Annotated in this window: 21 protein-coding genes; 13 read left to right on the top strand and 8 right to left on the bottom strand. The window is 35.1% G+C overall.

All coding sequences use genetic code 11. The features are described 5' to 3' along the window. The 4 genes from EL260_RS21020 (at nucleotide 1) to EL260_RS21005 (ending at nucleotide 4,603) form a co-directional block, all read left to right on the top strand. Entirely contained in the window at nucleotides 1–1,743 is a 1,743-nt protein-coding gene (locus EL260_RS21020) for an OstA-like protein (RefSeq protein ID WP_123857461.1), read from the top strand. Nucleotides 1,744–1,957: 214 nt separating this feature from the next. After that, nucleotides 1,958–3,133, top strand: a complete 1,176-nt coding sequence (locus EL260_RS21015; protein ID WP_123860592.1) for an aspartate aminotransferase family protein — start codon at nucleotides 1,958–1,960, stop codon at nucleotides 3,131–3,133. Between the two features lie 189 nt (nucleotides 3,134–3,322). After that, nucleotides 3,323–3,709, top strand: coding sequence for an START-like domain-containing protein (locus tag EL260_RS21010; protein WP_034696870.1), 387 nt, complete (start codon nucleotides 3,323–3,325; stop codon nucleotides 3,707–3,709). 78 nt (nucleotides 3,710–3,787) lie between these two features. Beyond that, nucleotides 3,788–4,603 (top strand): aminotransferase class IV, encoded by an 816-nt coding sequence (locus EL260_RS21005; RefSeq protein ID WP_123857460.1) that lies wholly within the window; start codon nucleotides 3,788–3,790, stop codon nucleotides 4,601–4,603. Nucleotides 4,604–4,685: 82 nt separating this feature from the next. Here the strand turns inward: EL260_RS21005 and EL260_RS21000 are convergent, their stop codons facing one another. Further along, a complete protein-coding gene (locus EL260_RS21000) occupies nucleotides 4,686–5,270 on the bottom strand; it encodes an N-acetylmuramoyl-L-alanine amidase family protein (protein WP_123857459.1) in 585 nt (194 codons plus the stop codon). 104 nt (nucleotides 5,271–5,374) lie between these two features. Next, entirely contained in the window at nucleotides 5,375–5,926 is a 552-nt protein-coding gene (locus EL260_RS20995) for a YqgE/AlgH family protein (protein WP_123857458.1), read from the bottom strand. Between the two features lie 24 nt (nucleotides 5,927–5,950). Here EL260_RS20995 and pdxH point away from each other — a divergent pair, with 24 nt between their 5' ends. Further along, a complete protein-coding gene (pdxH, locus tag EL260_RS20990) occupies nucleotides 5,951–6,592 on the top strand; it encodes a pyridoxamine 5'-phosphate oxidase (RefSeq protein ID WP_123857457.1) in 642 nt (213 codons plus the stop codon). Nucleotides 6,593–6,888: 296 nt separating this feature from the next. Here pdxH and EL260_RS20985 read toward each other — a convergent pair whose 3' ends face one another. Then, nucleotides 6,889–7,179, bottom strand: a complete 291-nt coding sequence (locus tag EL260_RS20985) for an HU family DNA-binding protein (RefSeq protein WP_027379880.1) — start codon at nucleotides 7,177–7,179, stop codon at nucleotides 6,889–6,891. Between the two features lie 399 nt (nucleotides 7,180–7,578). On the opposite strand from EL260_RS20985, the gene panD reads away from it, so the two are divergent. The 8 genes from panD (at nucleotide 7,579) to EL260_RS20945 (ending at nucleotide 15,049) form a co-directional block, all read left to right on the top strand. Next, on the top strand, nucleotides 7,579–7,929 hold the full coding sequence (gene panD, locus EL260_RS20980) for an aspartate 1-decarboxylase (protein WP_002976902.1): 351 nt from the start codon (nucleotides 7,579–7,581) through the stop codon (nucleotides 7,927–7,929). 3 nt (nucleotides 7,930–7,932) lie between these two features. After that, nucleotides 7,933–9,012, top strand: a complete 1,080-nt coding sequence (locus EL260_RS20975) for a lysylphosphatidylglycerol synthase transmembrane domain-containing protein (protein WP_123857456.1) — start codon at nucleotides 7,933–7,935, stop codon at nucleotides 9,010–9,012. Nucleotides 9,013–9,194: 182 nt separating this feature from the next. Further along, complete coding sequence (locus EL260_RS20970) at nucleotides 9,195–9,770, top strand: TerD family protein (protein ID WP_123857455.1); 576 nt, start codon at nucleotides 9,195–9,197, stop codon at nucleotides 9,768–9,770. Between the two features lie 25 nt (nucleotides 9,771–9,795). Continuing rightward, on the top strand, nucleotides 9,796–10,470 hold the full coding sequence (locus EL260_RS20965; protein ID WP_123857454.1) for a TerD family protein: 675 nt from the start codon (nucleotides 9,796–9,798) through the stop codon (nucleotides 10,468–10,470). Nucleotides 10,471–10,551: 81 nt separating this feature from the next. Continuing rightward, a complete protein-coding gene (locus EL260_RS20960) occupies nucleotides 10,552–11,190 on the top strand; it encodes a vWA domain-containing protein (protein WP_123857453.1) in 639 nt (212 codons plus the stop codon). A 16-nt stretch (nucleotides 11,191–11,206) separates the two neighbouring features. Then, nucleotides 11,207–12,250: a TerY-C metal binding domain-containing protein gene (locus EL260_RS20955; RefSeq protein WP_123857452.1), complete on the top strand. Its 1,044-nt coding sequence runs from the start codon at nucleotides 11,207–11,209 to the stop codon at nucleotides 12,248–12,250. 12 nt (nucleotides 12,251–12,262) lie between these two features. Then, a complete protein-coding gene (locus tag EL260_RS20950) occupies nucleotides 12,263–13,531 on the top strand; it encodes a PP2C family serine/threonine-protein phosphatase (protein WP_123857451.1) in 1,269 nt (422 codons plus the stop codon). A gap of 6 nt (nucleotides 13,532–13,537) precedes the next feature. After that, the gene (locus EL260_RS20945) at nucleotides 13,538–15,049 is read left to right on the top strand and encodes a helix-hairpin-helix domain-containing protein (RefSeq protein ID WP_123857450.1); all 1,512 of its coding nucleotides are present in this window, start codon (nucleotides 13,538–13,540) and stop codon (nucleotides 15,047–15,049) included. Between the two features lie 352 nt (nucleotides 15,050–15,401). Here the strand turns inward: EL260_RS20945 and EL260_RS20940 are convergent, their stop codons facing one another. The 5 genes from EL260_RS20940 to EL260_RS20920 all read right to left on the bottom strand — a co-directional run bounded on the left by EL260_RS20940 (nucleotide 15,402) and on the right by EL260_RS20920 (nucleotide 19,300). Continuing rightward, a complete protein-coding gene (locus EL260_RS20940) occupies nucleotides 15,402–15,842 on the bottom strand; it encodes a GNAT family N-acetyltransferase (protein WP_123857449.1) in 441 nt (146 codons plus the stop codon). A gap of 99 nt (nucleotides 15,843–15,941) precedes the next feature. Continuing rightward, nucleotides 15,942–16,490 carry a hypothetical protein gene (locus EL260_RS20935; RefSeq protein WP_123857448.1) on the bottom strand — a complete coding sequence of 183 codons (549 nt, stop codon included), beginning with the start codon at nucleotides 16,488–16,490 and terminating at the stop codon, nucleotides 15,942–15,944. A gap of 135 nt (nucleotides 16,491–16,625) precedes the next feature. Continuing rightward, entirely contained in the window at nucleotides 16,626–17,825 is a 1,200-nt protein-coding gene (tyrS, locus tag EL260_RS20930; protein ID WP_123857447.1) for a tyrosine--tRNA ligase, read from the bottom strand. Nucleotides 17,826–18,213: 388 nt separating this feature from the next. After that, the gene (locus EL260_RS20925) at nucleotides 18,214–18,702 is read right to left on the bottom strand and encodes a GNAT family N-acetyltransferase (RefSeq protein ID WP_123857446.1); all 489 of its coding nucleotides are present in this window, start codon (nucleotides 18,700–18,702) and stop codon (nucleotides 18,214–18,216) included. Then, entirely contained in the window at nucleotides 18,680–19,300 is a 621-nt protein-coding gene (locus EL260_RS20920) for a TetR/AcrR family transcriptional regulator (RefSeq protein ID WP_123857445.1), read from the bottom strand. The genes EL260_RS20925 and EL260_RS20920 overlap by 23 nt, the downstream gene beginning before the upstream one ends. Between the last annotated feature and the right edge of the window lie 71 nt (nucleotides 19,301–19,371).

Below are 19,371 nucleotides of genomic sequence, written 5' to 3'. Positions count from 1 at the left end.
ATGAGAATAATCCTTTTTCTGTTTATCTTTATTTCTACGCTTAGTTTTGCGCAGGATAAAACTCCTGTGAAGAGAGATCCTTATTTACAGACTCCTTTGCCTGCAAAACCTCAGCCGTTGAAGCCTGAAGATAAAATAAAACTTATCAACGCAGATAAAATTATTAAAGATCCCACAAAGTATGATGGTAATCAGTATTTTGTAGGAAATGTTCAGATAGAACAAAAGGGATCTATACTTACCGCAGATGAAGTTGTTTTGTATAGTGAAGAAAACTTTGCAAAAGCAATTGGAAATGCAAAGCTTCAGAATGCTGATGGCTCTGTGATTACAGCAGGAGAAATGGAATATGATGGGAATACCCAAAAAGGTGTTGCCCGGAAAAATGTTGTCCTGACAGATCCTAAACAAACTATTAAAACTGATGTTTTGTATTATGATAAGCTCTCAAGTCAGGCTTATTTTAATACAGGAGGTACTATTTCCGACACTCAGGGAAATGTAATGTATACTAAGTCTGCAACCTATTTTCTCGATACTAAAATGATTGATTTTGTAGGAAACGTGAAAATAGATAATGCTCAATACATTATTGAAGGAGTTAATATCAAGCAGAATCAGAATACCAAAGTAGCCGAATTTTTTGGACCGACTACCATTACCAACAGAGCTAATCCAAAAAACAGGGTGTATACAGAAAGAGGAACCTATAGGATGGAAACCAAAGAAGCTTTCCTGAACAAAAATTCCAAGATCTTTTATAATGATAAAATCCTTACTGGTGATGATATGTATTTTAATCAGATCACAGGTTTTGGGAAAGCCACGGGAAATGTAAAGCTGGATGATCCGAAAGAAAGAAGATATATGAAAGGCGGGTATGGTGAAATCTTTGAGAAGAAAGATTCTTCAATGATGACTAAGAACCCTTATGCTGTAAAAATTATGGAAAAAGATACCGCATATTTTGCAGCAGAAAAGATTATCTCTTATCAAAAACCGGATTCTTTAGATATCACTATCAAGAAGAGCTTTTTAAGAGCTTATAAAAAGGCAAGAATGTACAAGTCCAATGCGCAGGGAAGAGCAGACTCTATTGCTTTTAATGAGACGGATGGTGTTATGCACATGTATACAAAACCTATTTTGTGGAGTGGTGAAAAACAGGTGACAGGAGATAAAGTTGAAGCCTATTTTAATACCAAGAATGAAAATATAGATTCCTTAAAAGTAATTGGAAACGCCTTTGCCATTAGTAAAGTAGACTCTTTAACCCTGAAAGATGAATTCAATCAGGTGAAAGGTAAGTTTATGACCGTTTATTATCAGGGTAATGATATTAAAGAGGCTAGAGTAGTGGGAAATGCACAGTCTATTGCTTACGTAGATGATGTAAATAAAGAAACCCAAAAACCAGAGAGAATTGGAATTACGCTTTCGGCTTGTGGTATTATTGGTGCTTTATTTGAGGAAAGAGCATTGCAGATTATTTCCTGTAGTATTGGAGCTACTGCAGATACCTATCCGATGAGTAAAATAGAACCTTCAAGAAGAAAGTTTCCTGATTTCAACTGGAATACGAAAGATCGGATCAGGAAGTGGCAGGATATATTGGTAGACAGTCCGGACTATGAAGAAACCAAATATTCTTCAGATAATGAACTGTATGATCATGCTCAAGAAGCTATAGAAAAAGAACGGGCCAAAGAAGAGGCTAAGAAGCCTAAAAGAGTCAGAAAATAATCATATATTATATATGAACCGCTTTATTTTAAAGCGGTTTTTTTATGCCTAAATTGATATGCTTTTTGGAAATAAAAATTCAGAAAACGTATTATGTATACTAATCTTTTTAAAACCATTTGTAAGTTATTAGAGTGATTTTTATTCCTGATCAATAATTTCGGTGTTTGACGAATCTTTTATAGCTTTGCTGAAATTTTTTGAGACAATGGAAATGCACAAAGATTTTTTTATATATCAGGCACAAACCACAAAATTTGCTGCAGGTTTTGAAGTTGAAAAAGCAGAAGGAAACTATATCTATGGTACGGACGGGAGAAAATATCTTGATTTTGTGGCAGGAGTTTCTGCCAATACATTAGGGCATTCACATCCAAAAATAGTCAACGCGATCAAGGAACAGGCAGATAAATATCTTCACGTAATGGTGTACGGAGAATATGCTCAGGAGAAACCCATTGCATTATGTAAATTACTTGCAGAAGCTACTCCGGAACCTCTGGAGGTAACGTATCTGGTGAATAGCGGTGCAGAAGCTATTGATGGAAGTTTGAAGCTGGCTAAAAGATATACAGGAAGAGAGGAGATTATTTCCTTTAAAAACTCCTATCATGGAAACACCCATGGAGCACTAAGTGTTTCAGGAAATGAAAATCATAAAAGAGAATTCCGCCCATTATTGCCAATGATTACTTTTATCGAATTCAATAATGAAAATGAATTTGAGAAAATTACAGAGAAAACAGCGTGTGTTATTCTAGAAACAATTCAAGGTGCTGCAGGATTTCTGGTTCCAAATGATGATTATTTGATTAAGCTGAAAAGAAGATGTGAAGAAGTTGGTGCACTTTTAATTCTGGATGAAATTCAACCCGGATTTGGAAGAACAGGGAAGCTATTCTCATTTGAACATTTTGGAATGGTTCCGGATATCCTTGTAATGGGAAAAGGAATGGGAGGTGGAGTTCCAGTAGGAGCCTTTATGAGTTCCAGAAAAATTATGGAAACGTTATCCCATTCTCCGAAGTTAGGTCACGTTACGACTTTTGGAGGGAATCCACTGATTGCTGCAGCCAGCTATGCTACTTTGAAAGAAGTGCTGGAAAGCGGTCTAATGGAAGAGATAGAAGAGAAAGAAAAGCTGTTCAGAGAACTTTTGGTTCATCCGAAGATTGAAAATATTAATGGTAAAGGTTTAATGCTTGCCGTAAATCTTGGAGAGCCTGAATATACCTTGCATGTTGCTAAAAAATGTATGGAAAATGGGCTTATTGTATTCTGGCAGTTGTACAGAAATGAATATTTGAGAATCTCTCCACCTCTTACATTATCTCTTGATGAAATTCGACAAGGTTGTCAGATTATACTTGATATTCTGAATGAAAATTAAAGATAAAGTCTCTCCAAACGGAGAGATTTTTTTTATGCTTTACATGGTAATTTTAAAGGCTAATACTTAACATAATACATATTTATAATCTCTGATAAATATCATGCATATTCTTTAAAAAAGTAACTGCAATTTTGTGTAATAAAAAAATTAATTTATATATTGCGGGACGATAAAAACAAAGATTATATGGCGAAACATAAAGTCCATTACGAATTCCCAATGCATTGTTTATCAGAGATTTTATACGAATATCTGGCTACAGCAGAGGGGTTGTCTGAATGGTTTGCGGATGAGGTTACAGAGAAAGGCGATGATTTCTTTTTTAGCTGGGGCGGAGGACCTGCTGAAAAGGCCACTTTGATCAGATATAAGCCTGAAGGTTTCGTGCGTTTCAGATGGGAAGAAGATGAGGGAACTAAAAACTTCTTTGAAATGACAATCACAATAGATGATATTACAGAAGATTTGGCACTAAATATTACAGATTTCTGTGAAGAAGGTGACGAAGAAGAAAACGCAATGTATTGGGAAAATCTTATTGAGAATCTCAGAATAAAATTAGGCGCTGCATAATGCAGGGCTGTATCAAATGATAAAACTGATGAACGATTTATCGTTCATTATTTTTTTGTAAATAAATCACATCAAAAATTGGAAAATCAATATTTTACATCAGACGCATTGAATGTAAGGAACAGAGCCTTTATTTGGGGCGATGCAGTGAAGGTTTCTTTCTTTGTAAGAGACGGTAAATTGATCATGGATGAAGAATGCTATTTCTTCCTGATGGCTTCCATGAGAAAGATGAGAATGAATATTCCTTTAACCTATACCCTGGAGTTTTTTCAGTCCTTATTCCAAAAGGATATTATAGACGGTAAAGGAATAAAAAATGGAATTATTAATTTCCAGGTATTTAGAAATCAAGATGCTGTGACATTGGCAAAATCTTCAATTTCGTATTTTTATGAAGTTGAAGAGATGGATGATATCCTTGCGGTTCACCAAAGACCTTTGGAGCTGGATATGATTAAGGAAATTAATGTAAACAATAATCTGTTAAGCAATATCAGAGTACACAGCCCGGAAAATATCTACGGAGGAATTTATGCTCAGGAAAATGATCTTGATGATGTTATTCTTTTAAACCCTAATAAAAGAATTGCCCGTACTACTTCCGGTAACCTTTTATTTATGGAAGGCGATGTAATTAAAGTTCCAAAACAGACAGAAGGAGCTTATATCTCTCCTTTAATGGAAAATTTTGTCACTTTCTTACATAAAAGTAAACTGGCTGATATCCAGGAACACGAGATTATTGCATTTGAATCTCAGAAAGCAGAAGAGATTTTAATGATTTCTGATGAGAAAGGCATATTTTCTGTAGGTAAAATAAGAAATAAAACCTTTGAAACTTCCCGATTTACAGAATTGGTAGAGAGTTGGAAAAAGAGTTTTAACTCATAAAATTGACAAACCCGGTAAACAACAAAGTTACAAAGTCCTTTACCGGGTTTTATTCTGAGTATATCAGAAATTGTTTCTATATTTAATTTTCGTTGATGATGTCAACGAATTTTTTTGCGATTTCTTTTTGTCCGTTTTCACTGGTAATGTAAGCTCTGTCTGCAGAATTATTGATGAATCCCAGTTCAACCAGTACAGCAGGTGCTTTGGTTTCTCTTAAAATATGGAGGTTATTACGCTCTTCAATTTTACGAACATTAAATTTTTTGTAGATTTTTCCTGCCAGTTTCTTAGAGTCTTCAGCATTTTGAACATATATTTCAGTTCCATGCTTAGAAGTTTCCTCCTGAGAAGAGGTATTAACATGGAGTGAAATGACCATTTCAGGATTCAGTTTATTGATTTGATTGGTTCTTTCAGAAAGGGTGGGATAAGTGTCTTCATTTCTTATTAAAATCATTTCATATTGATCCTGCTTTCCATTAAGTTTTTGAATTTCTTTTGCGATTTTTAATGTAATATCCTTTTCACTAAAGCAGCCATACACGGCTCCATTATCATTTCCACCATGGCCGGCATCAATGATAATGTATTTCTTGTTAAGAGGGGTGAATGATAAAAAAGCAGTCGAAAAGATTGATAAAGCAAGTAATGTAATACCTTTCATTTCAGTGATTTTTGGTTTTCCAAAGAACGGGAAAAGTTTCTTTAAAATTGGTTAACGAAATATTAAAATTTGTTAATTATTTTATTGATCTGAAAGAGATATTGCTAATTTAATGAAATATCCTCAGGGGAATTAGCCCAAAGTAAGAATTCTCCGCCAAGATTCTGCATGATAGATTTCCATAGAGTCTGATCATTCGGAAGAGTGTAATCCAGATTATAAACATCAACTACTGTCCACATCTTTCTCTGAACCTCACTATCCAGTTGATTAGGGCCCCACCCTGAATATCCGGAAAAAATTTTGATATTGTGAATATCCAGTTCATTGGCCAAAACAGCATTGATGATACGCTCAATATCTTCAGTAAGATAAAATTCATCAGTGATATCAGTATAGATCTCAGTCACTTTTTCATCTCCTTTTACAATGAAAAATACCTTATCATTTTCTACAGGACCACCATCATATACCTCGATCTTAAAATCAAAGAATTCTTTAATTTTACTGCTCATCTGGCTGTTTTTTTTATTCAGGATCAAACCAAAAGCTCCACTTTCATTATGTTCAATAACCAATACTACCGATCTGGAAAAAATATCGCCGGAAATGTCAGGTGTCGAGATTAATATTTTACCTTTGTATGAGTGATTCATACTCAAATTTAATAAAAAATATTTATGGAAAACCTGCACGACAAAAGAAAAGTGTATGATAAATCCCAACTTATTGAAAGTGAGATAAAACAAAATCCAATTGAACAGTTTAGAGATTGGTTTTTGGATGCGAATGAGAGCTCTGAGGTGTCAGAAGCTAATGCCATGGCAGTATCTACAGTAGAAGAAGACGGTTGTCCGAGAACAAGAATGGTATTATTGAAGGCGTACACTCATGAAGGGTTTATTTTTTATACCAATTACAACAGTAGAAAAGGAAAAGCAATAGAAAACAATCATAAAGCTTGCCTGCACTTTTTCTGGCCTAACCTGGAGAGACAAATTATTATTAAAGCTGATCTTGAAAAAGTAGCGGAGAATTTGAGTGATGGTTATTTTCATTCAAGACCCAAGGGAAGCCAGCTAGGCGCTGTAGTTTCTCCACAAAGTCAGGAAATTCCTGATCGTGAGTTTCTGGAAGAAAGATTAAAAGACCTGGAAAAAGAATACGAAAATACAGAAGTACCAAGACCGGATCATTGGGGTGGGTACCTTGCAAAGCCTTATGAAATTGAATTCTGGCAGGGAAGACCTAACCGTCTTCACGATAGAATTGTATATACATTAGAAGATCTGGACTGGAAGATTTCACGATTGGCCCCATAGATAAAGATGGAAGGGAAAAATTGTAGGTAGAAGTTATTTCCAACAAATTAATAAAAAAGATTTAAAACAATCCATAGAAGTGGGCTTTAGCCAAAATTTAATAACCCTTACCTTCATTCTTCTTAATGTTTCCTATTAATCGATATTTTACCTTATCCTGACCACTCAGTTTATGAATGTAATCCTCGGTTTAGGGAATTCGAAGCCATAATTCATAATCTATCTAAGGTCAATAATAAGGGGCATAAAAAAGACCGCTTCGGAAAAGCGGTCTTGAATTTTCGTAATCTGAATGATTATTTTTTCTTAGCACCAGAAACTGCATTTGATAAATCAGCTCCAGCCTTGAATTTAGCAACTTTTTTAGCAGCAATTTTGATTGGTTTCTTAGTTGCAGGGTTAATCCCTTGTCTAGCTGCTCTCTCAGCTACTGAGAAAGTACCGAAACCTACTAAAGAAACTTTTCCGTCTTTTTTCTTTAAAGTAGAAGTTACGTTACCAATGAAAGATTCTAAAGCAGCCTTTGCTGCAACTTTAGTGATACCTGCATCTTTTGCGATTGCGTCGATTAATTCAGACTTGTTCATAATTTTTAATATTAAAGTTAGTTCGTAATTATAGCAAATATAATACTATTTTCTAATTGTGCAATTTTTTTATAAAAACTTATGCAAATTTTTTACTTTTCAGTGAAAATAGTTAAAATATGATAATTCGTATTTTAACGAAAAATCTACGTTACGGGTTACTAAAATCATGCCAAATGCTTATGCTTATTGACTTTAGCAAAAAGTTAATATTATTTCCTGTATTTATTAAATCCTAAATTGTGTATAAAGTATTGATGTTTTTAAGAATATAATTGTTAATAATATAAGTAATGGTCTCTTTTTTTGTGTTTTATAAAATTAAACCCCATTGTTTATGGGAGTTTTTTAATGGTAGTGAAGGTCTGTTTTATTAATTTTTATTAATAAATTTGCAGCATGTTAATAGAAGTTTTTAAATCCAAAATCCATAGGGTAAGAGTTACAGCCTCAGACCTTAATTATATAGGAAGTATAACGATAGATGAAGATCTTATAGAAGCTGCCGGTTTGGTAGTGGGAGAAAGGGTCTATATCGTCAATGTGAACAACGGAGAACGTTTTGATACATATGTTATCAAAGGGAAAAGAAAATCCGGAGAGGTATGTCTTAACGGGCCTGCGGCAAGAAAGGTACAGAAGGATGATATCATCATCATTATTGCTTATGCCCAGATGACTCCTGAAGAAGCTAAAGACTTCCAGCCGAAGATCGTTTTCCCGGATGAAAAAACAAACCTGCTTACGTAATTCATGGAGAAAACATCAAAAAATCCTTTAAAATCAATACTTACAATAGTGATATCGCTTGCTTTTGCAGGCTTTTTTTTATGGCTTGCATTACGGGGGCTCGATTTTAAAGTGATTCAGCAGTCATTGGCTAAAGCTAATTATCTTTGGGTATTATTTGCTTCTGTATTTGGTCTTTTAGGTTATTGGTTCAGAGCTGTTCGTTGGAATTTACTATTGGAGCCAATGGGTTATCGTATTTCGAATTCTAATTCACTCTGGACTACTTCATTTGGATACCTTATGAACCTTACAATTCCGAGAAGTGGAGAGCTGGCAAGAGCCACTGCTTTATATGGAGTAGAAAAAGTACCTGTAGATAAGTCTTTTGGAACTATCATTTTAGAAAGAGTGGTAGATTTGGTTTGTTTGTTTTGTTTTTTATTGCTAACAATAATTTTTAAATTTAATGCGATCCTTTCTTTTTATCATTTTGTGATGGATAAGAAAAAGGAGAAAGATGTATTTGTTCCCAATTTTTTTGAAAGGCAGATGATGAAGTTGGGTATAAGTGATTTTGATTCTTTTTATTTGTGTATTAAAATTGCTGTAGGAGTATTAATTCTATTAGGTCTAGGACTTCTTTATAAATATAAAAAAGACCAACTTATCAATTTTGGAAAAGGAATTCTTCAAGGGCTAACCTCCATTTTTAAGCTAAAACAAAAAAAGAAGTTTATATTATATACTCTCGGTTTATGGGTTTCCTATTATTTTGCTGCCTATTTTGTATGTTTTGCACTTCCTGAAACGTCAGGGTTTACTTTAGCGGATGGTTTCTTTATTATAGTTGTAGGGACAATGGGAATGATTATTCCTGCTAGTGGTGGAATTGGCGCTTATAATCTGGCGATGAAGTATGGTTTTATGGCCCTTTTTATTTCGATGGGAAAAAGTGCTGATTTTGGAGGTGAGATAGGACTTATTTATTCTTTTATTTCTTTGCCCCTTCAAATTGTGATTGTATTGGTGATGGGACTTATTTCTATTCCTATGTTAGCTAAAGCAAGAAATGAAGCTGCTTCAGAAAAAGTTTTTAAATAATTAATTCAACAATTATATGATATAAGGTTCAGTTTTTTAATTGGACCTTTTTTATTGTCTTTTATTTCAAGGGAGAAATTAGACTTACTTGTCTTATATCCATTATTTTTAGCAAATAAATTTGGTCAGTTCGTAAATCAAATCTATCTTAATGGAAAAAATAATTCATAACATAAAATACTATGGCAATTAATCTACAGAAAGGACAAAAGATCGAGATCGGACTGACTAAAATGACGATAGGGCTTGGTTGGGATCCTAATGAAGGGACAGGCTATGACTTCGACCTTGATGCTTCAGCAATTATGATTGATTCTGACAGAAAATTAGTAAGCGAGGAATATTTTGTTTTTTATAATAATTTAAATTCACCGGATGGAGCTCTTACCCATACCGGAGATGATCCAAGTGGAAAGAACAGTGACGGGGATGATGATGAGGCAATCATTATTGATCTTGATAAAGTAGACTCAAGAGTTGAGGAAATTCTTTTTGTGGTAACGATTGAAGACTTTGAAAGAAGAAAACAGAACTTCGGGCAGGTAAGAAATTCTTATATCAGAGTAGTAGATAACAGTACTCATCAGGAGATTGCAAAATATGAGCTGGATGAAGACTTTTCCATTGAAACAGGAGTAGAATTTGGAAGACTCTATAAAAGAAACGGAAGCTGGAAATTTGAAGCTTCAGGAATAGGATACAGAGCTGATCTTGGCTTCTTCCTTGAAAAATATTATAAAGGACAAATCATCAAATAAACATTAAATACACAAAATAATAGCTATGGCAATTAATTTACAGAAAGGTCAAACGATTGATTTAAGAAAAAATGACCGTGGAGAAAGTGTTTATGACCTTTCAAAAGTAACGATTGGTTTAGGTTGGGATGTAAGGAAGCAAGGTGGTTTCTTTGGCAAAATTTTTAATAAGGAAGCCGAATATGATCTTGATGCAGTAGCGTTTCTTTTGGATGGTAACGGAAAGGTGGCCAATTTAGGAAGAACGGTTCAGACCAATGATGGAAGACAGATGGGGCTGTACCAGGGAGATGTTATTTTCTTTAATTCAATGCAACATCCAAGTGGAAATGTGTGGCTTACAGGAGATAACAGAACCGGTGCCGGAGATGGGGATGATGAGCAGATCATTGTAAAATTGGATCAGTTAGATCAAAGTTACCAGAAAATTGTGTTTTTGGTTACCATTTACCAGGGAAGAACCAATAATCAACACTTTGGGATGATTGAAAATGCATTTATCCGTGCGGTGGATGCTACAGGTAAAGAAATTACGAAATACAGCCTTTCCGGAGATTCAAGTATGAACGGAATGTGTGCAATGGTTTTTGCTGAGGCTTACCGTCATAATGGTGACTGGAAGTTCCGTGCAGTGGGAGAACCTTATAATACGGATAACTTTATCGATATTCTAAGACAGCAGTATTCGTATTCAAACTAGATTGTAAATTTCTATTCAATATAAAAGCCGGCTGGGAAGTCTTCGACTTCCTCCGCCGGCTTCAGAATTAATAACCGCCTTATGAACAGAAGATTATTAGCCTATTTTTTACTGGATACTTCCGGTTCTATGAATGGGGAACCCATCCAGGCGCTGAACAACGGCTTCAATGGACTCATCAGCATGCTTCGTACAGATCCGCAAGCGATGGAAAGCCTTCATTTAAGTGTCATAACCTTTGATAGAGAGGTTAAAAATATTATTCCGTTAACTGCTCTTGCCAATTTTTATCCCATGGAGATTACCTGTCCGGATAGTGGCCCCACCCATACGGGAGCAGCGCTAGAAATGGTAGCTGAACTTGTTCAGAAAGATGTTGTAAAAGGATCTGCTGATGAAAAAGGGGACTGGCAGCCGTTACTTTTTATATTTACCGATGGAAAACCTTCCGATATACAGAAATACAGACAAATGATTCCTGTACTTAGAGGTCTTGAGTTTGGCGGTATTGTAGGTTGTGCAGCAGGTCCCAAAGCTGATGAGCAGTTTCTTAAGGAACTTACAGATCATGTCGTAAAGCTTGATACTACAGATGCCATTACCCTCTCTTCCTTTTTCAGATGGGTGAGCTCTTCTATTACACAAGGTGGGCATTCACAAAATACAGCAGATCACGTAACATTGCCTCCGCCACCATCGGAGCTTACTATTATTATTTAAAAATGTCTTTACAGGTATGAGAAGGCTACCCATTTATTTTTTAATTGATGTCTCCGAATCAATGGTAGGAGACCCAATTGAGCAGGTACAGGAAGGAATTTCCAATATCGTCAGAGAACTGAAGAAAGATCCGTATTCACTGGAAACTGTTTACATTTCCGTGGTGGGTTTTGCAGGTGAAGCTGAAGTGATTACCCCGCTGCAGGATATTATTAGTTTTTATCCACCAAAAATTCCGATTGGAAGCGGAACCTCATTGTCTCAGGGGTTGATTAAAATTATGGACTGCATAGACCAGGATATTGTGAAAACTACATATGATAGAAAGGGAGATTGGAAGCCTATTGTTTTCCTGTTTACAGACGGTATTCCAACGGATGATTCGACTAAAGCGATCGAAAGATGGAATACCAAGTATAATGGAAAGGCTAATACCATTGCCGTTTCTATAGGGGAAAATACCAATTATAGGCTTTTAGGCTCATTGGCGGATAACGTTTTACTCTTCAATAATACAGATGAAAACTCTTATAAAGAGTTCTTCAAATGGGTAACAGATTCTATTAAAACAACCAGTCAAAGTGTTACTGAAGCAAAAAAAGAAGGGATCAATCTTTCCAAAATTGATTCTGTTATTCTTGAAAAGATAGATCCACAGATGGAGCAACGTTTTCCGGATAATAATTTTGTGGTTCTGAATGGTAAATGTTCGGAAACGGATAAACTCTATCTAATGAAATTCAAAAAAACATTCGGGGAATCAAGTATTCCGGGGATGTCTACTAGATATTATAAATTGGAAGGAGCTTATAAAATTGATGAAAAATCCTATTACAGGCTGTCTTCTGCACAAAGGAGTCATCTGAAAATTTCAATAGAAGAGCTTCAAGGCGGAACTTCATGTCCGCAATGTGCGAATCCTATTGCACTTGCAACTTGCTCTTGCGGTGGAATTCATTGCCTGCAAGGAGAAGGATATAATAAATGTCCTTGGTGTGGAACTTCAGATTATTACGGATATTCCGGGGGAGGATTTGATATCAACAGAACGTTAGGCTAAATCATATGAGCTATGAAAATACCTTCATTTTATTTTGGAATTGGGAAAAAGCCTATGGAAAAAGGGGAAATTTATAAAGAAAAAGAAGAGTTTAAAGAAGTTCACTGGGTATTACAACATGCTCATTCAGGGAAGTTCTATGAATTCAGCTTTGGAATGTCTGATTTTCCAAATATCAGGATTAAAACTATCAACAACTTAGAAGAAACCGGTCTTAAGTTTGAAAATAACAGCATTTCCGGAATTCCGATGACCCATAATCTTTATCATCTGGATATTGAATTTTTCCATATCGAGGATAAAGAGAATACTGAGATTAAGAGAGTTCAGCTATTGGTTAATGTTGATCCCAAAGATTTATGGAAGAGTATTCCAAGTGATAGAAATTCCGATTTTTATAAAGAAGATGAGGTTTCATTTCAGGGAACATTCTCTGACAAAAAAATTGTTGTAGCTTCTAAAAGGGGCCGTTCTCATGCTCACGAAGGAAAATTCAGGGAAGATGATTTTGCAGTAACTGAGCTTGCTTCAGAGTGGAATGTTGTTTCCGTCTCTGATGGTGCCGGTTCCTCTGTAATGGCACGGGAAGGTTCAAGGCTGGCAACAGTTTCTATCAATCAGTTTTTAAGTGATCCGGATGTTTTAAGTGAAATTGAAAATAACATCAATATCATTTATACCTCAGGAAATTTGCAAAAAGAGCTGGATGAAGCGAAAGAAAATGTGATAAGACTTCTGTATAAAGGGGTTTTATATGTTCATAACACATTGGAAAAAACCGCTGCAAAAAATAACCTCTCCATTAATGATCTTCATGCTACTCTTATTTTTGCTTTGGTTAAAAAGTTCAGTTTTGGATATGTTATCCTGAGTTTCGGAGTAGGAGACTGCCCAATCAACCTCATCAATACGGATTTTTCTGAGGTAGAACTTCTGAATACCATGGATGTGGGAGAATTCAGTGGTGGTACCCGCTTTATGACCATGAAGGAAATTTTCAGTGATCATATTATTTCCCGTTTCAGGATAACTTGTGTTGAAGATTTTTCATATCTGGTGCTCATGACAGACGGTATTTATGATCCGAAATTCCTTACTGAGAATAAACTGGAAGATACAGAATGTTGGAAAACATTTTTTAACGATCTCAATGGAGGTAATGATGATCTCGCTCAAGTAGACTTTATCAATGATGCTAAGGTTGCTCAACAGCTTTTACATTGGACTGATTTCTGGAGCAGAGGAAACCATGACGACCGCACACTGGCTATAATTTATTAATTCAATATGAAAAATACCATTAAGGTTGTTTCTGTTCTGAATGCAGCCAAATCCTATGAATATGTAGATGAAAAACCCATTCAGGGAGGAGTAAAAGATGTTTATTTTTCGCCGGATCGGGATTATGTAATTGCTTTTTACAGAAAACCGCTGGATGAAGGACAGAAGGATAGGATTATGAGAATTGTTTCTACCTATCTTCAAAATATTGAGAATGGCAATTCTCCAGAATACTTCTTAAATGAAATATTTAGATGGCCCTATGATATTGTAGAGAAAGGCAGACTGACAGGAATTATTGTTCCTGTTTACCATCATAAATTCTATTTTGCTAAAGGCTATGTAGGGTCAGATAATATCCAGGGGGAAGATAAAGTAGGAAAGTGGTTTACGGCACCTATGTTTAGAAACCTACAATATCCATTGAGGTTAGATCAGTCTGAATTGGGAGATTGGTTAAGCTATTTTCAGATTGCCATTAATATCAGCCGAGGAGTAAAGAAGCTTCATCAGATGGGATTAGCTCATTCAGATTTGTCTTATAACAATATTTTAGTAGATCCGGTAACCAAATCAGCCTGTATTATTGATATTGATGGTCTTGTTGTCCCCAAATTATTTCCACCGGAAGTCATAGGAACGGCAGATTTTATAGCTCCTGAAGTTTTAAAGACCCAACATTTGGGACTTCAGGATCCGGGAAGACATCTGCCTAATCAAAAAACCGATTTGCATGCCCTTGCAGTTTTGATTTACATGTATCTGTTAAGAAGACATCCTCTTCGAGGCGGAAAGATCTGGGATCTGGATTCTGAAAAGGATGAGCTCATATCTATGGGCGAAAAGGCACTGTTTATAGAGCACCCTAATGATCCTTCTAATAATGTAAGAGCCGACCATCTTAGAAAATGGGATGCCTTCTGGGGCAACCCCCAACAGATTCCTTATACAATAACAGGTCCTTACATTGCGGAATTATTCAGAAAGGCTTTTATAGAGGGATTGCATGATCCGATCAGGAGGCCTACTGCTAACGAATGGGAGACTGCTTTGCTGAAAACTGTTGATTTGATACAGCCTTGCCAGAATTCTGATTGCACCGAAAAATGGTATGTCTTTGATAATACCAGCAATCCGAAATGCCCTTTCTGCGGAACTCCACATAAAGGAACTCTTCCGGTTCTGGATCTGTATTTTAGGTTTGAGGATGAGATATGGAAGCCTGAAAACCATCGATTAATGGTATACCATAATCAATATTTGTTCAAATGGCATGTTTCAAGAAAGGTGATTAGAAATGAAAACCTAACTATGCAGGATAAGATACCTGTAGGATATTTTACATTTCATCAGGGAAAGTGGGTATTGATCAATCAAAGTTTATCAGGGATGAAAGATATTACAGAACAGAAAGAAATTCCACAAGGATCTATGGTTGAACTGACTGACGGTAAAAAAATATTGTTATCTGCAGAAGATGGAGGAAGATTAATCTATGTAACAATGGCAAATCAGTAGTTCAATTAGGCAGAAAGCGAGGAGAATGAAGCATTAAGTATAACCTCAACAATAAAATGGAAGTATTTAAATTCAATAGAAGTGGGCTTTAGCCCGCTTTTTTATATTTTATCCAACTCCAATGGCTTTAGCCCAAACCTCTATTTTTTATACTCTCGCAGATTTTTACACAATCATCTGCTCAATCAACGAGAGTAAAATATTTCTACAGATTTTTTGTACAATTATCTGTGAAAATCCGTATCTGTGGGAAAATAAAATCAATCACAAAAGTAACAAAAGCTCTTTTAACACTTAAAAAACTTTAAGTTAAAAGCTTTCTGCATAAGATTATTAGTGTAACGTATTTGTGTTAAAAAGGAGAGAACTTCATGAAGTAAGAATGCTCATCTTCGTTTACGATTTTGAAACCTAAACTCGAATATAGATGCTGAGCCTTATTGGTTTTTAAAACACTTAAAGAAGCCGTTTTTCCTGTTTCAGAAGCTTCTTCTAAAATATCAGCCAGGATCATTCTTCCTAATCCTTTGCCTTGTTGGCTGGGATCAATCTGAAGCTGTAATATATCGATATTGGTATCTGCTCGATCTATTTTCAGAAGCCCAATAGGATTATGGTCCAGAAAAATAATAGAGGCCTTGTCAAACTGATAGAGGATCCGTTGAAGTGTTGTTTCCTGGTCTGTAGGAAGATTAGACTCTGCATAGTGCGGAACCATGGTCTTCGTTCTCAGATCAAGAAGGTAATCAATATCTTTTTCTGTAGCTTTTTGATAAGTAAGTGGAGTTTTCATAGTTTTTTGAATTCGAATTTCAGGCCATATTTTCCCTATTGACCGGAAAATTAATAAGCACCTATCTTTAACAATATTTCCTGAACTTGATTTTAAAGTTTAATCAAATGTAATACTTCTTTGCTGAAGATAAGCCTCATTAATATGCTCTTTTTCAAAACGATCTGGGTACATAGTAATTTTTATACATTCTTCATCAGGATAAAGGCCTCCTAAAAATAGCTCATTTCCTATTATTTTTAACTGGATGGTAAGAGCATTAATAAGAATTTCCTCATCCTTCAACGTTTTGATATTAAAAATAAACAATCTCTGATAATGAGTGTCTTTGTACTTAATAATCAGATAATTTTCATGAAAATATAAAAGTCCATCCCGGAAAGTAGGTTGCCCTAAAGTATTGATAAGTGGCTTCCAGGTTATTATTTTCTTTTCTTCCAGTCTGATGCGAACTTCTTCTTTTCCTGTTTCATTACATTGCCACCACGCAATAATTCCGTTATTATTGATAGCGGTCTGATGTGGAGATATTGAATTTTCTGTGCCTGAATGATCCGTCCATACAATTTTTTGTTCATTGAGTTCAGTTTTAATATGATCTGTGAACAGCTCTTCATCAATCAGGGTAAGGATTTCAGCCTGCGTCATTATTTTTTGTTTCTGGAGGCGAAGATATTGATTTAATTGGACTTGAAAGTAGAAAGATGATCCTAGTAGATGAGAAATTCCGGAAGTAATTATTGAATTTAGAGTTCTTTATACTTCCGGAATTCAGTCCCTATTTTAAACCAGTTCAAAAAAGCTTCTTCTACCGATCTTTATTTTGACCTCTTTTGTCAACACTATTTCCTCATCCGGATTTATAATTTTAACAGAATTAATCTGAACACCGCCACTTTCGATAAGTCTTCGAACTGCAGATTTGCTAAGGTCTTTTATTAACTGATGACAAAGTTCAAGAATAGTTGTTTTATGCTGAACATGATTCAGTGTGCTGATAGAAACAGGATCAAAATTTTTTTCTTCAAAATTCTTATTCTGAAATTGGTTATTGAAGAACAGTTCTGCATTTTCAGCAGCTTCCTCATTATGGTATTGACGGATAATATTTTTAGCCACGAGTTTTTTAATATTCATAGGATTTTCACCGTTTTCTATTTTTGATTTTAAGCTCTCTTTCTCTTCCATTGAAAAATCAGTAGTAAGGTCGATGAATTCATCAATTAAAGCATCCGGAATAGACATTGTTTTTCCAAACATTTCATTCGGTTCATCAGTTAATCCGATAATATTGTTCAAAGACTTGCTCATTTTTTCCTTTCCGTCAAGGCCTTTCAGTAGTGGCATGCACATTACAATCTGTGCCGGCATCTGATGAACCTCCTGTAGTTGTCTTCCCATCGTGCAGTTGAAAAGCTGATCGGTTCCGCCCATTTCGATATCACATTCAATTTTTATAGAATCGAAACCCTGGAGAATAGGGTATACTAGCTCATGCATAGCAATAGGAGTGTTTTCTGTAAACCTTTTATTAAAATCATTTCTGTGCATCAGCTGTGCAACCGTAACTTTTGATAGCAGTTGGATAACTTCTGAAAGATTTAATGGGTCAAGCCAGTCAGAATTGAAGACAATCTTTGTTTTTTCAACATCAATAATCTTCGAGAGCTGATTGATATAAGTCAGTGCATTATGCTGGACATCCTCAGTACTTAATGGTTTTCTTGCTTTGTTCTTTCCGGTAGGATCACCAATTCTTGCAGTAAAACTTCCCACTACAATAATAACTTGGTGTCCCAGGTCCTGAAACTGCTTCAGTTTTTTAAGAACAACGGCGTGTCCCAGATGTAAATCAGGAGCAGTAGGATCAAACCCTAATTTGATAGAAAGTTTTCGATTTTCTTCTTTAGCTTGTTTTAATTTCTCTTCCAATCCGTTTTCAGGCAGGATAATAGAGACATTTTCTTGTAATGTATTAATCATGTTGAATAGTTTTAAATGAAAAAGCCCGGACAATACTGTCCGGGCTCTATATGTTAATTAAATTATTTAATTTAGAATACAGATATAGAAGATCTTCCCGAACGATAGCCCGGAGTGTAATATTCACTGAAGAATGGAAGACGCAATATGCTGTTTAAGTGTTTCATTGATATTGTAAATGTATAGGATTTCTCCTGAAGTTCCAATATTTAAACCATTAAGATGTAGTGTAGTGGTTATAACAAGATTTGTTTTTTAAAGAAAAAACTTAACCATTTACGTATCTTAATGGTCTAAAATAATGGTTCAAAACAATTTTACTTGCCATTTCTTAAGCTAATTTTGTGCCACAAATTCTTAAAAATACGCTTATATGTTTTTTATCATGTTATAAGTATTTTTCCATTTTATAATTGATGAGATCAATCCCTTTTACACGCACTGTTTGTTCCAGAATGACCTTAAAATTCACCCTTTCAAAAAAAGGTTTTGCCGTTTTGCTGACTTCAGCAGTCAGTAATTTTTGATCCTGTTGTAAAGCCTTTTCCTCGATGAGGTGATAGAGCTGGGAAGCAATTCCCTGATGCTGATAATCTTTATGAACAAATAACAAATCGATATAATTTCCCTGGTCAAGGGTACAGAAACCAACCATTTTATTTTCAGACTCCGCAATTAAGATATATTGTTCTTTCATTACGTTCAGCCATCTTTTTGTATTCTCTGATCCGGATTTCCAGGCTTCCAGCTGATCTGTATTGTAATCTTCTTTGCAAACAGCTGTAATAGTATCCTTAAAAAGCAGCAGCATCTCAGAAAGATCTTCCTGGTTTGATTTTCTGATGGTGATTGGATTATTGGATGTACTGTTTTTCATAAATTTTTTGTTGTTCTTTATTGAGTAAAGGGTAGAAGAGATTCATTAGTAAAAGAGTATAAGACTTAATAGCCGCTGCTTTATTCAGTTTTGAGATCAGTCTGTTATGAGTAAGCCAGTTGTCTGCTAGGATAAAAATCTGCTCGGTAAGACTATTGATGATAAAATCAGGAATATCCTTTTTTAAAATATTGTTTTTTTGAAGATCGGTGAAAATCAATTGAAACTCTTCTCTTCTGCTAAAATTAATTCCTTCATACTTCGCCTCAACCTCCGGGATTTTTTTTAATACATCAACAAGATTGACAAAAATGAACCGATAATGATAGAAAATTTCACAAGTAGAAGAGGTTAAAATGTAAAGATCTTCCAGTGTTTTGTTTTCTTTTGCCTTCATTTTGTTCAGCAATTCATCCATTTTAAGGGTAAGTTCAGCAAACAGAATTTTGATGATGTCTTCAGAATGTTTGAAATGGTAATGAAGATTTCCCGGGCTGATGGAAAGTTCAGCTGCAATATGTCTTGTTGTAATATTGTTGTATCCCTTTTCATTAAAGAGTTCCAGTGCCTTGAACAAAATTTTTTCTTTTGTGTTCATCTTTCAAAGATAAGAATAATAAAGGCTGGTAATAAATCATATTTTAAAAATTAGAACAATTGTTCTAATTT

The organism is Chryseobacterium nakagawai (assembly GCF_900637665.1).
Lineage (GTDB): Bacteria > Bacteroidota > Bacteroidia > Flavobacteriales > Weeksellaceae > Chryseobacterium > Chryseobacterium nakagawai.
The sequence above is the reverse complement of the archived record's forward strand: the minus strand, read 5'-3'. Positions and strand labels throughout refer to the sequence as shown.